A 13,077-nucleotide genomic window follows, 5' to 3' on the forward strand; every position below is an offset into this window, starting at 1 on the left:
CCTACGAAACCAGGAGATCGCCTGATCAACCACCGTTTCGACGGCCCCGCCCTGAAACCGGAGCACCGTGCCGAGGGACCGGCCCGGGAACTGCGCCCTGCCGCGCGAGCCGAACCGGTAGGGCACGTCTCCGCCCGCGGGAACTCTCGGTCCTGGTCGCCGGGGCGGAGCGGCCGACCGTCAGTCGGTGGAGTCCAGGACTTTGTAGACATGCCTGATGTAGTCATGGGTGCGCTCCGAGCCGAGGATTCCGTCGCCCAGCCGGTTCATCGTGTACGAGAAAGTGACGCGCCGGTCGAGGTCCATCATGACGATCGAGCCGCCCCGGCCGACCCAGAAGCAGATCCTTCCGGTGGGCATGTGCGGCATCGTCCTCGCATCGGCGAGTGCGAAGCCGATGCCCCAGCGCACGGGGACGCCCAGGAACAGGTCGACTCCGTCTGCCTGTACGTCGAGGACCTTCTCCGTCGTTTCCTCGGAGAGGAGCCGGAGGCCGTTCACCCGGCCGCGTCGTGAGATCACGGAGAGGGCGCGGGCCATGCCTCGTGCGTTGCCGTGTCCGTTGACGGCTCCGAGTTCGGCACGGCGCCACTGCGGAGTGTCGACATGCTCGTCTCTGGCGGGGCTTCCGAGCAAGGTCTTGCTGAAGATACCCTCGGGATCGAGGCCGGCGGGTATTCCGGAGAGCTGCGACGGGGCCACCAGCTCGGCGATGCGCGGCCAGTCGGCCTGCCGCGCGCCGATCTGGACGTCGGCCTGCGCCGGTTCGGCGATCTCTGTGTCGACGAACTCGGTCAGGGTACGGCCGCTGACCCGCCGGACGAGTTCTCCCACGAGCTGTCCCTGAGTCTGCACGTGATAGCCCGAGGCGCTGCCCGGCTCCCACCAGGGCGCCTGCGCGGCCAGCCGGGCGCTGGCGGTAGGCCAGTCGTACAGATCGTCCATGGTGAACGGCTGCTGCCAGCCGGACAGCCCCGAAGTGTGCGCCAGAACATGCCGCACCTCGATGTCCTGCTTGCCCTGGGCGGCGAATTCAGGCCAGTAGTGCGCGACCGGGCGGTAGAGGTCCAGTGCCCCCCTGTCGACGAGGACGAGGGCCGCCAGACTGCTCAGGGTCTTGGTGGTCGACCAGAGGTTGACCACTGTGTCCCGGTGCCACGGGACGGTTCGCGCTTCGTCGGCATGCCCGCCCCACAGGTCGACTTCCATGATTCCGTCGACATCCACGGCGATCGACGCCCCCAGCTCTTCGCCCGACTCCAGGTGCGCTGCCAGCGCCGCTCGGACCGGTTCGAACCGGTCGGTGCTCGTTCCTTCGACATGGACCATGTCTTCTCTCCACTCCTGACGACGACCGTTCGCTCACTCAACGGAGCGGACGTCGCGCTGGTTCACGAGTCGTCGCAGGTGAGGGGCGTCTGCCCAGAAGCGCCTCTGTCAGGACGTGCGTGCGGTGGTCCGTGACAGGTCCATCTTGGTCAAGCGCTCGAAGCACCACCGCGTAGAGGCGCATCGTGTGCGGCACTCCACGGACCGGGTCCCGCCTGGACGGGGAAGCCGTCCAGCGCACGGCCGCCTCCGAAGTCATCACGCCGATCGGCGTCCTGCTAGTGTCCTGTCGGGATGCGGGAGGCGGACGATGGGGTTCTCGCCGCTCCGATCACCTGCGCCCGCCCCATCTGGGCGGTCAGGTCACCACGACGAGGATCGCGCGGACCCGGTTCTCGTCACAGCGGGAGCGGGTTGCCCACACGTCCGCTGATCATGATCATGTATGTGCTTCCGATGGTGACGCCGTCGAGCGGGATTCTGGATGAGTACGGTGACAGACGTGGGACAGGATCTCGACTTCGGACTGCTGGGTCCGCTGGTGATACGGCGGGCGGGGGCGGTACTCGATCCGGGCCGGCGCCGACAGCGGCTGCTGCTGATCCGCCTGCTGCTCGCCGACGGCCGGGCGGTCACTCCGCAGACGCTGTGCGAGGAACTGTGGCCGCAACAGCCGGGACGGACACCGGGCGGAGCGATGGGCTCCCTGCACGCCCATGTCAGCAAGGTACGCGCGGTCCTGGAACCCCGGCACCTGCGCCGGAAGGGCGCCTTCGAGGTTCTGGTCACCGAGCCCCTGGGCTATGCCCTGCGGGTGCCGCCCGAGAGCCGTGACACCGTGCGCTTCGAGCGGGCCCTTGCCCGGGCGCACCGGTTCATGGACCAGGGCCGGCCCGAACGCGTCGAGGAAGAGGCGCGAACAGCGCTGGAGATGTGGCGCGGCCCCGCGTTCGCCGACGCCGCGCACCACCTTTTCGCCGTCAACGAGGCGGCCCGCCTGGAAGAACTGCGCCAGACCACCCGTGAGATCCGCGCCGGTGCCCTGCTCCTGCAAGGACGGATCGTCGAGGCCCTGGACGCGGCGCAGGAGATGACCGCGGAGCATCCTCTGCGGGAAACCGGCTGGGTCCTGCTGCTGCGCGCCTTGTACCTGGCCGGCCGGCACGCCGAGGCGCTTGAGCGCTATACCGGCCTGCGCCGGCACCTCGCCGAGGAACTCGGCCTCGAACCCGGCCCGACCCTGCGCGCGCTGCACCACGGCATCCTCCACCACGATCTGCCACCGCTCCGCCCGGCCGATGAGCTGAACAGGTTCGGCGCGGCGTCCGTATCCGGCGGGAGTACCGGCCACGGGCACGATCCGCTCGGGCCGAGCACGTCCGGAACGCCGGAGGCGGACGAGGCGGACGCGTCCGTGGGTCCGGCCGAGGACGAACCGTCCGACGCCGCCGAACGTTCCGAAGCGAGTCGCGACCCGGCCTCGGATGTCGAGGGAACCACGCCGCCGCCCCGGACGCGTCCGGCACAACTGCCGCGCAGCCTGACGGTTTTCGCGGGACGAGAGGCCGAGGGAGCGTGGCTGTCGGCCGTGAGCGATGTGCCGGCCCGGTCCGCGACGACCGCTGCCTCTGCCGTCGTCATCAGTGGGGCTCCCGGGGTCGGCAAGACCACCTTCGCCGTCCACCACGCCCACCGCATAGCCTCCTCTTTCCCCGACGGACAGCTTTTCGTCGACCTGTGCGGTTTCCATCCCCACGCACCCGCCGTCGAACCCGGCAACGCCCTGCACGGCTTCCTGACGGCCTTCGGCGTTCCCGCCCAGCGCATCCCGGAGGACACCCCGGGCCGCAGCACGCTCTTCCGCAGCCTCCTCGCCGACCGGCAGGTCCTCCTCGTCCTGGACAACGCCCGCGACGAGCGACAAGTACGCCCTCTGCTCCCCGGGGGAACGGGCTGCCTCACACTGATCACCAGCCGCAACCAGCTTCCCGGACTGATCACCACCGACGGCGCCCGGGCCCTCACCCTCCCTCTGCCCTCACAGGCGGAAGCCCACCAAGCCCTCGAGCGACGCCTGGGCACCGAACGACTGGCCGCCGAGCCCGCCGCCACGGCCGACATCATCCGCCTGTGCGGACGGCTTCCGCTGGCCATGGCGGTGGTCGCCGCCCGCGCCGAACTGGATCCGTCCTTCCCCCTTCACGCCATCGTCGACGACCTGCGGGACACCGAGGGCCTGGACGCCTTCACCGGCTTCGACTCCACCACCGACGTACGCGCCGTCTTCTCCTGGTCCTACCGGTCCCTGGACGAGCCCACCGCCCGGCTCCTGCGCCTCCTGGCCCTGCATCCCGGCCCCCACATCACCGCCCCCGCCGCCGCGAGCCTCGCCGGCCTCCCCCTCGCCCGAACCCGCCGCGCCCTCGCCGGCCTGGTCGGCTCCTGCCTCGTGGAACAACCGCTGCCCGGCCGCTACAGCCTGCACGACCTGCTGCGCGGCTACGCCACCGAACTCGTCCACGCCCACGACACCGTCCAGGAACGCCACCACGCCACCCTCCGGATCCTGGACCACTACATGTTCACGGCCCACGAGGCGAACCAGCTCCTCAAGCAGGACACATCGCCCGACCTCGACCTCGGTGCACCCGGCCCGGGCGTCACCGCGGAGAGCCTCGGCACCGTCGGGCAGGCCACCCGATGGCTGACCGCCGAACACCGGGTGCTGACCGGCCTGCTCCACACCGCCGTCGCTCAGCGGCTGGACCACCACACCACCGGGCTGGCCTGGTCCCTCATGGACCATCTCAACCGCCAGGAATTCTGGCCGGAAGCCATCACCGCGCTGACCCCCGCCCTCGAAGTGGCCCGGCGCCGGAACAACCGCCTGGAAGAAGGCCGTTGCCTGCGCCACCTCGGCCACATACACGGCTATCTCGGCCACCAGGAGCAAGCCCTTCACCACCTGCGACGCGCCACCACGATCTTCGAAGAGCTCGACGCAACCGGTGAACAGGCCCGAGCCCACTACGTCACGGCGTGTGCGCTGTTCCTGTTCGGCCGGATCCAGGAGGCCGTGACGTGTTCCGAAAGGGGACTGGAGCTGTCCCGTGAGACAGGTGAGGAGTTGTGGCTGGCCGAGTGCCTCACCGAACTCGCCTGGTTCCACTCCAACCTCGGGCACCTCGAGAAGAGCCTCCTGTACAGCGAGGAGGGCATCGCCTTGTTCCAGCGCCTGGGCGCGCCGTGGCAGCTGGCCCAGGCCTGGGACATCCTGGGTTACACCCTCCGCATGCTCGGCCGTTACGAGGAATCGGTCGCTACCTATCAGCGGGCGACACAGGCGTTCGAGGAGTTGGGTGACCACAGGAACGCCATCGGCTCACTGATGAGGCTGGGCGACACCCGGCTGGCCCTGGGTGACCGGGAAGGCGCGCGGGCGAACTGGGTCCACGCCCTCGGAAGCGCCGACGAACGCGCCATGTCCCACAGCGCCCAGCAGGTCCGTGACCGGCTCACCGCTCTGGACATGGACGCGGACCCCATACCCACCGTGCCGCAGCGAGCGGCCGCCAGTCACAGCCATAAGCTCCCGGCCCCGAGAAGTGGCCATCCTGTGGGCTAGGACTCCGACAAGGGTGGTTCAGCAAAGGGCCGCCCTTTCCTCCTCCCGAACGGTTGCGCTGCCGCGAGGGAGCGTCCGGGGAGCACGGTCGTCGCCGCCGGCGCGGTGTCCACCGCGGTGCGTCCTTCTTCTCCGGCTGCGTCGGGCGTACGGAGACGGCGCCCCGCCACCGTCGAACGGTGACGGGACGCGTGCGGGTCGCCGTCCGGCCCGTGAGAGGTGCCGGCCCTCCGGCCGCCCTACTTGGCGAGGAAGGCGAGGAGGGCGTCGGTGACCTCCTGGGCGTGGGTCCACAGCAGGCCGTGCGGTGCGCCCTCGACGACGACGTAGTCGGCCTGCGGAAGCGCCTTGCGGAAGAGTTCGCCGGTGGCTTCGATGGGCAGGATGCGGTCGGCGGTGCCGTGCAGGATCAGTGCCGGCACGTCGATCTTCCGGATGTCGGCACGGAAGTCGGTGGTCCACGTGGAGACGCAGGCCAGCGAGGCGTACCAGGACGCGCCGGCGGCCACGTTCCAGCTGTTGCGGACGGCCTCCTCGCTGATCCGGGTGCCGAGGTTCTCGTCCAGGTTGTAGAAGTCCTGGTAGAACGCGCTGAAGTAGGCGTACCGGTCGGCGGTGACGGCCTGCTTGATGCCCTCGAAGACGCTCCCGTCGACACCGTCGGGGTTGTCGTCGGTCTTGAGCAGGAACGGCTCCAGCGAGGCGAGGAAGGCGGCCTTGGCGACCCGGGCCGAGCCGTAGGTGCCGAGGTAGCGACCGACTTCGCCGGTTCCCATGGAGAACCCGACGAGGACGGCGTCGCGGAGGTCGAGGGTCTCCATGACGGTGTTCAGGTCGGCGGCGAAGGTGTCGTAGTCGTAGCCGGTGGTGGGCTGGCTGGAGCGGCCGAATCCGCGCCGGTCGTAGGTGATGACCCGGTGGCCGGCCTCGAGCAGGGCCGCGGCCTGCTTCTCCCAGGAGTGGCCGTCGAGAGGGTAGCCGTGTATCAGCACGACCGGCTGCCCGGTGCCGTGGTCCTCGTAGTAGAGGTCGATGGTGGTGGAGTTCTCCTGGCCGACGGTGATGAACGGCATGGTTGGCGCTGCCTCTCGATGTGGGTTGTGGTGCGAGGTGGTGACTCGGATGTGGTCGGCGGTCAGTGCAGGCCGCGGCCTCGGTCGGCCGGCGTCGCGTCTGCCATCCTGGAAACGGTGGCGGGGCGGGCGCGGTTCACGGTCTGACCGAAAAGGAATCACTGACGCGGCCGGAAGGCAAGGAGCATCAGTGACCTCTCGAGCATGGATCGCGCCCGCCCGGAACGACTCCTGTGCCTGGATCGGCAGGTCCCGGTCAGCGGACCGTACGAGCCGCCTTCTCCACGATGCGGGCGACGGCGTCGGGGCGCGAGACGGACACCGCGTGCGAGGCGTCGATCTCAGTCGTACGGGCGTGTGCCCGGGCCGACATGAAGCGCTGGGCCGCCACGGGGATGTTCCGGTCCTCGGTGGTGACCAGCGACCAGGAGGGAATCGTCTTCCAGGCGGCACGGGTGGAGTTCTCCTCCAGCGCGGCGGCGGCGATCGGACGCTGCCCGGTGGCCATGAGCCTTGCCTTGTCCGCGGGGACGTCCGCGGCGAACTGCTGGTGGAACTTGTCCGGCTTGATGAAGACGTCGGCGCCGGAGGCTCCGTCAGGAAGCGTGTAGTTCACCGGAGCGATGACCTGGCCGAGGGTGCTGCCGGGAAACTTGTTCGTCAGGCCCAGCGAGTTCTCGCCCGTGTCGGGCAGGAACGCGGCGATGTAGACGAGCGCTTTGACCTTTCCCTCCAGACCCGTGGCGGCCTGGCTGATGACGGTGCCTCCGTAAGAATGGCCGACCAGGACCACCGGGCCGTCGATGTGCTCGACGACGCTGCGCAGGTAGGCGGCGTCGGTGGCCGGGCCGCGCAGGGGGTTGGCGGCGGCCACCACCGGGTAGCCGGCGCGCTGCAGCCGCTCAACCACCCCGTCCCAGCTGGAAGCGTCGGCGAACGCCCCCGTGCTCCAGCACGATCGTCGGCCGGACCGGCCGGCGGGGTGTCGCGCCGGCCGTGCCCGGCAGGGTGATGGCCGTGACGGAAAGGCCCACGGCCGCGACGCCGAGCAGGGTGACCAGACGGGCGGGTCTGGTCGGTCGGGTAATACGCATCTTCGATGTCCTTCTGTGTGAGGGCTGTCGCCCTGAGGGGGGCGGGGCCGGCAAGGCGAACCGGCTCCGACGAGAAACACAGCACCACGTCAAATTGCACCCAACTGATTTGCGCGTAACTGAAAGTGGTGAGGGCCCAGTCCTGATTGATCGGATGGTGACGGCTCCGGGGCCTGAGCGGCCCTGCCGGCTGCCGCCACAACAGCCGACAGGGCTGACATCCGGTCAGGGCTTTCATGCGCCCGGACGTCACTGCTTCCTACGAACAATCCCGCACTGCGGTTCACCGGGACGGTGGTGACCTCGGCGTCCGTTCCGGCCTGAGCGGACATGAGGGGGAACTCCGCAGAGCGAGGAGTGTCCGTGCCCGGGCATGCGAGGACCTCCGGCCGTAGCCCTGCCGCACGTCGCGACGGCGACCGGAAAGTGGGCCGGCCGGCCCTCGGCCCGTCAGCCCCATGCCGGCATCGCCTGTCGCCGGCCTGCCGCGACAGCCATTCCGCGGGTACAGGTTCGGCGCCCATGTCCCGATCTCCGCGGCCGGAGCGTCCCGGCGGTCCACGCCGGGTAACTGCCCATAGAGCGCATGGACTTCGTGCCCGTCTGCCGGGCAAGGCCGTTCCTGCGGCGTAGGAGTCACCGAGGGCAGCGGTCGTGGCGGCAGGCACCGGGTCCAGGTCTGACGCACTCCCTTCCGCGCCTACGCTTTTCTGCGCCTCGCCGGTGCCGCAGAGCACATCCTTGACGGACACGACGACGTGCCGAGAGCCGGCGGCATGGACCGGCAAGCGGCGCGACAAGGAGACGACAAGGTTCCGCAAAGGGGTCCCGCCGAGTGTTGAGCCACTCCCCCGCGCGAGCGGGAGAGCACGCCACGGAACACTCGAGCAGAATCGGGCACCACCCATGAACGGGACCATGAAGGCGGGGACGGCCACCCTCGCTCCGACTCGGGCACACGCCCGGCACGTCGCTTCGGACACCGACTACGACGCCTTCGTACGAGACATCTACGAGCAGTACGGTCCTCTGCTCGTCCGGTACGCCGCGCGGCTGCTGGACGGTGACTGGCACAGAGCGGAGGACATCCTCCAGGAGACCACGGCGCGCGCCTGGAAACACGCACGGTTCTTGAGCACCCGCAGCGAACACATCCGGCCGTGGCTGTTCACCGTGGTCAGGAACCTGGTCATCGACCATCACCGGGCCCGGCAGGTCCGGCCACTGGACCTGATGGCGGTCGAGGACCTGAACACCTCCTGGGACGCCACGGAGTCCACGATCACCTCTCATGCGGTGCGGGAGGCGCTGCGGGAGCTGAAGGAGCAGCACCGGACCGTGATCCGTCTCATGTACTCCCTGGAGTGCAGCGTGGCCCAGGCGGCCGAGCACCTCCGCATCCCGCCCGGCACGGTCAAGAGCCGCGCCTTCTACGCCGTGCGGGCCCTGCGCGAGGCATTGGAGAGGCAAGACGTGCTCGGCATGTAGTCGCGGCACGGAGGGGTGATGCCGGCTTGCTCCCGGCCCTTTCGTGTATCCGTCCGCTCGCGTTCGAGGGCGCTGGCTGCCGCAGCCCCGGCGGTCGCTCGGGTCGGGACGGCCCGTCCGTCGGGAACCATGTCTCGTCCACCGCACACGGCTGTCGTCGCGCCACTGCCGTACCCGGCAGGCCGGCATGTCGGATACGGATCGTAACCAACGGGTCGCCGTTTCAGATGATGCCGAACGCGGTCGGAGGAACCCGGAGAGTGCGCACGTCCGACAAGGGTGCTTGAACGCGTCGGGCACTCCCGCCCGGGTCCACCTACCCGGCACCGGCGGTCATCTCGCCCGACAGCACGCGTCCAACCTTGTCAGGCCATCTGCCTCGCCTCCTGTGGCTGCCACTGTTGCGGCGCCGATGCGGCGGGCGCCCCCGTTGCCATGATCTGCTCGTACCATAGCGCCTACTAGGAACGTGCCCAACGGACCAGGTACAACTGGGGAGTTACGTGGCCAAGGACGTGATGGTCGCGCACTCACGGCCCACGACTCACGACGCGTCCGGGGGTGCGGCTGGGGACGCGGCTGAGGATGACTCGTCAGGTGCGGGGCGGCCGGCCTCGGCGATAAGTGCGGCGGGCAGTCGCGTTCAGGGCTGCGGCCGACCGGCGCGCGGCCGAAGAAGAAGAGGGGCCGTGACGGAGACGTGCAGCCGCGCACGAGCCGACGAGCCGAACCGGGCCATCAGGTGCGCGCTGCGGTGATCACCGGCGGACGGCTCCGGACTGACCGACCGCGAGCGATACGTCCTCTCCGCCCTGTAGCACACCGCGTCAGCTCGACGCCGGAGACGCCTTGTCATCGGCCTTGAAATCATAGTGGATCTGGTCTCCGCTGACAGAGGTTACCTTGACCGTCACGCCCAGGGTGCTGCCGTCGTCCGCCGTGAGCGTGCAGCGCGAGGTGGTACCCACCTTGCCGACGAGGTCCTTGGGGCAGGAGACGTGCGGTTTCGGCTGCCCCGTGGCGTCGGCGAGCTTCTGGGACAGGGTGCTGGAGAGCTTCTCCGCGGACAGCTTCGGCGGCGTGGACTTCTTGACCTCGACGGAAGTCGAGCAACCCAGGAGCAGCGCGCCGGCCGCGACGGCCGTGAGAATCGAAATGCCTGCGGTCTTCCGGGCTGTGGACATCGTGCGCTCCGGTCGGCTGGTCAGGGCATGAAGACCCGGAGAGCATATACGGCTGGAGCCTGTGGACATTCCTATGGGGACGGCCTACGGCCGTCGCGCAATCGTCCCCGTACACATGATCGCCAAGGACTCCACTGGTCATCTGCTGACGCGCAAGCAGGGCGTGCATACCCTGCCCGTCGGCCTAACGGATGACGAGCACAGCGGGATGGCAGAGCAACAAGACCGTCACGGCGGACGGCGTGACGATCACATTGCCAAAGCCCGGCACGGGCACCTACGACAACAGCCTGCCTCGGGCCAGACCGTCGCCCTGCCAGGAAGCGGGGCGCTCACCACCGGTGACACCATCCACACCGGGGCCCCGCCACTCCCACCAGGAGCGGCGGGGGCCGCCCACGCCTGCAGACCGGACGCTCCGAGCGCACCAGAGCCACTCACTGGACCCGCACCGCCTGCCCAACGTGCGCCTGACACCCCGCACAACGGGCGTGGCCACGATCCCGTTCGTCTACCGCTTCTACGCCTCGGTTCGGCTGGCGCGTTCGCCCATCACCGCCGGTGGCCGCGGGCCGTGGCTGCTGCACGGCTCCTGCCTGCAGGAATGGCTCGCCTCGCCTGACGCCGACAACTGGCGAGTGGATGCCTCCCGGGGCCCGGTCGTCATGACCCGCTGACACCGGTCAAGGGAGCACTGGTCCCCAAAAACGGCCGAGAGCCGGTCTCGGATGTCTCCGAAACCGGCCCTGACCTGCGACTCTCACGAGTCGGGACGACAGGATTTGAACCTGCGACCCCTTGACCCCCAGTCAAGTGCGCTACCAAGCTGCGCCACGTCCCGTCGCACCAGCGCGCGGTGTCCCGCGTGATCGTGCGGACAGCACTTTACCCCACACCGGCGGGTGCACCGAAGACGGGCGGACGGGGCAATGGACAAGAGGGGGCAAAGCGGGAAAAGGGGTGGCGCGCGGTCGGGGACGCGGCGGGGGACAATCGGCGGTATGACGAACGTGGGGGCATCGGATGCCCGGGACCGGGACGCGGTCGGGCGGGCCCGGAACGCGCGGCCCCGGGACGGGCTGGGGCGCCCGCTGCCGTACGGCGCCGAGGGTGTGCCCCGGCAGCCGGAGGGGGTGCTGCGGGCGCCGGAGGAGACCGTCGGCGAGGCGCAGGCACTGCTGGCCGCCGGGCGGCCCTTCCACGCGCACGAGGTGTTCGAGGACGCCTGGAAGTCCGGCCCGCCGGAGGAACGCCCGCTCTGGCGGGGGCTCGCCCAGCTGGCCGTGGGGCTCACCCACGCGGCCCGCGGGAACGCCGTGGGCGGGGCCCGGCTGCTGCGGCGGGGCGCCGGCGCGGTCGGGGAGTGGGCGGTCACGCGCGGTGAAGACCGGCCCTACGGGCTCGACCTGCCCGGGCTCGCCCGGTGGGCGCGGGAGCTGGCGGGGCGGGTGGAGCGCGGCTGCGCACCGGTCGACGCACGCGCCGAGGCACCCCGCCTGGGCCCCTGACCGGAGCGCTCGACGGGCGCGGGCGGAGGCGTCGTCGCTGCCCGTGCGGAGGCGGTGGACGCATTGTCAGTGGCATGCGGCAGACTCGGGGCGTGCGAAAGATTCATGTCATCGGTATCGGCGCGGGCGACCCCGACCAGCTGACCCTGCAGGCGGTCAAGGCGCTGCGGAGCACGGACGTGTTCTTCCTCCTCGACAAGGGCGAGGTGAAGAGCGATCTGACCCAGCTCCGCCGGGACATGCTGGACGCGCATCTGCCGGCCGGGTCCTACCGCGTGGTGGAGGCCCGTGACCCGGAGCGGGACCGCTCGGCGGGCGGCTCCGCCTACTCCCCGGCCGTAGAGGACTGGCGCAACGCCCGCGCCGGGATCTACGAGCGGCTGATCGCCGGCGAGCTGGACGAGGACGGCACCGGCGCGTTCCTGGTGTGGGGGGACCCCGCGCTCTACGACAGCACGCTGGGCATCCTCCAGGAGGTGCTGGAGCGGGGCGCGGTGGAGTTCGCGTACGACGTGGTCCCCGGCGTCAGCAGTGTCTCCGCCCTGGTCGCCCGGCACCGCACGGGGCTGAACCGGGTCGCCCGGCCGGTGCAGATCACCACGGGGCGGCGGCTGGCCGAGGGCTTCCCGGAGGGGGTGGACGACGTGGTCGTGATGCTGGACGCGCACCAGGCCTTCCGGCGGTACGCCGAGGAGGACATGGACATCTACTGGGGCGCCTACATAGGCACACCGGACGAGATCCTCGTCTCCGGCCCGATCGCCGAGGCCGGCCCGCGCATCGAGCGGCTGCGCGCCGAGGCCCGGGAACGCAAGGGCTGGATCATGGACACGTATCTGCTGCGCAGGCATCCGGCGGAGGACTGATCCGCGCGGAGGCGATGCCGCGCCGACGACCGGGTCGGTGGCCGAGCGGCGTGGCCCCCGCGACGTGTCCGTCAGACGTCCGGTCCGCCGGACGTGCCGTTCGCCGCGTCCGTCCCGAGGCCCAGTCGGTCCAGGACGCCCGCCACGTCGGGGACGGCCCTGACGCCGTCCGGCAGCGGCGGGCGGCGTACGACGATCACGGGCAGGCCCAGCTCGCGCGCGGCCGTGAGTTTCGCCGCCGTGGCCCGGCCCCCGCTGTCCTTGGTGACCAGGACGTCGATCCGGTGGGCGCGCAGGAGTTCCGTCTCGTCGGGGACCGTGAACGGGCCGCGGGCCAGGATCACCCGGGTGTCCGGCGGCAGCGGCGGCTCGGGCGGCTCCACCGAGCGGACGAGGAAGCGCAGGCCGGTCAGGGAGGCGAAGGCGGCGAGGCCGAGGCGTCCGGTGCTGAGGAACACCCGGCTGCCGAGACCGGGCAGTGCCTCGGCGGCCTCGGCGAGGGACGCCACGTCGTACCAGCGGTCGCCGGGGCCCGGCCGCCAGCCGGGACGGCGCAGGACGACCGCGGGGACTCCGGTGGCGCGCGCCGCTCGGGCCGCGTGGGCGGTGATCGTCTCGGCGAAGGGGTGGGTGGCGTCCACCAGGGCGTCCACCCGGTGCTCGCGCAGCCAGCCGGCCAGGCCCTCCGGCCCGCCGAAGCCGCCGACGCGCACCTCGCCGGGCAGCGCCCCGGGGCGGGTGACCCGGCCGGCGAGCGAGGTGGTGACCCGGATACCGGGCCGGGCGGCGAGGTCGGCGGCGAGGCGGCGGGCCTCGGTGGTGCCGCCGAGGATCAGCACATGCGCGGACATGGTGCGAGCGTACGAGGCGCCGGGCGGCGGCCGGCCGGCCGGGTCGTCACGGTCGCGGA

General features: G+C 70.7%; 9 protein-coding genes, 1 tRNA gene and 1 pseudogene. 5 read left to right on the forward strand and 6 right to left on the reverse strand.

The genetic code is table 11. The features are described 5' to 3' along the window. Positions 1-180 precede the first annotated feature (180 nt). Positions 181-1,329 (reverse strand): serine hydrolase domain-containing protein, encoded by a 1,149-nt coding sequence (locus SCK26_RS06360; RefSeq protein WP_318200272.1) that lies wholly within the window; start codon positions 1,327-1,329, stop codon positions 181-183. Between the two features lie 502 nt (positions 1,330-1,831). Between SCK26_RS06360 and SCK26_RS06365 the strand changes: the two genes are divergently transcribed. Next, on the forward strand, positions 1,832-4,954 hold the full coding sequence (locus tag SCK26_RS06365; RefSeq protein WP_318200273.1) for an AfsR/SARP family transcriptional regulator: 3,123 nt from the start codon (positions 1,832-1,834) through the stop codon (positions 4,952-4,954). A 239-nt stretch (positions 4,955-5,193) separates the two neighbouring features. Here SCK26_RS06365 and SCK26_RS06370 read toward each other — a convergent pair whose 3' ends face one another. Then, positions 5,194-6,027, reverse strand: a complete 834-nt coding sequence (locus SCK26_RS06370) for an alpha/beta hydrolase (protein ID WP_318200274.1) — start codon at positions 6,025-6,027, stop codon at positions 5,194-5,196. A gap of 256 nt (positions 6,028-6,283) precedes the next feature. Further along, positions 6,284-7,121 (reverse strand): annotated as a pseudogene (locus SCK26_RS06375) (alpha/beta fold hydrolase). Positions 7,122-8,027: 906 nt separating this feature from the next. Here SCK26_RS06375 and SCK26_RS06380 point away from each other — a divergent pair. After that, positions 8,028-8,609, forward strand: a complete 582-nt coding sequence (locus SCK26_RS06380) for a sigma-70 family RNA polymerase sigma factor (protein WP_318200275.1) — start codon at positions 8,028-8,030, stop codon at positions 8,607-8,609. Positions 8,610-9,436: 827 nt separating this feature from the next. Here the strand turns inward: SCK26_RS06380 and SCK26_RS06385 are convergent. Next, entirely contained in the window at positions 9,437-9,793 is a 357-nt protein-coding gene (locus SCK26_RS06385) for a DUF4333 domain-containing protein (protein WP_318200276.1), read from the reverse strand. Between the two features lie 491 nt (positions 9,794-10,284). Here SCK26_RS06385 and SCK26_RS06390 point away from each other — a divergent pair, with 491 nt between their 5' ends. Beyond that, on the forward strand, positions 10,285-10,470 hold the full coding sequence (locus tag SCK26_RS06390; RefSeq protein WP_318200277.1) for a hypothetical protein: 186 nt from the start codon (positions 10,285-10,287) through the stop codon (positions 10,468-10,470). 90 nt (positions 10,471-10,560) lie between these two features. On the opposite strand, the gene SCK26_RS06395 is transcribed toward SCK26_RS06390, so the two are convergent. Then, positions 10,561-10,634 (reverse strand) — tRNA-Pro (locus SCK26_RS06395). Positions 10,635-10,794: 160 nt separating this feature from the next. On the opposite strand from SCK26_RS06395, the gene SCK26_RS06400 reads away from it, so the two are divergent. Next, positions 10,795-11,301 carry a DUF309 domain-containing protein gene (locus SCK26_RS06400; protein ID WP_318200278.1) on the forward strand — a complete coding sequence of 169 codons (507 nt, stop codon included), beginning with the start codon at positions 10,795-10,797 and terminating at the stop codon, positions 11,299-11,301. Positions 11,302-11,393: 92 nt separating this feature from the next. Then, on the forward strand, positions 11,394-12,167 hold the full coding sequence (gene cobF / locus SCK26_RS06405) for a precorrin-6A synthase (deacetylating) (protein WP_318200279.1): 774 nt from the start codon (positions 11,394-11,396) through the stop codon (positions 12,165-12,167). Positions 12,168-12,238: 71 nt separating this feature from the next. On the opposite strand, the gene SCK26_RS06410 is transcribed toward cobF, so the two are convergent. Then, positions 12,239-13,018, reverse strand: a complete 780-nt coding sequence (locus tag SCK26_RS06410; RefSeq protein WP_318200280.1) for a cobalt-precorrin-6A reductase — start codon at positions 13,016-13,018, stop codon at positions 12,239-12,241. Positions 13,019-13,077: the final 59 nt, after the last annotated feature.

Origin of the sequence: Streptomyces sp. SCL15-4 (assembly GCF_033366695.1) — a bacterium.
Lineage (GTDB): Bacteria > Actinomycetota > Actinomycetes > Streptomycetales > Streptomycetaceae > Streptomyces.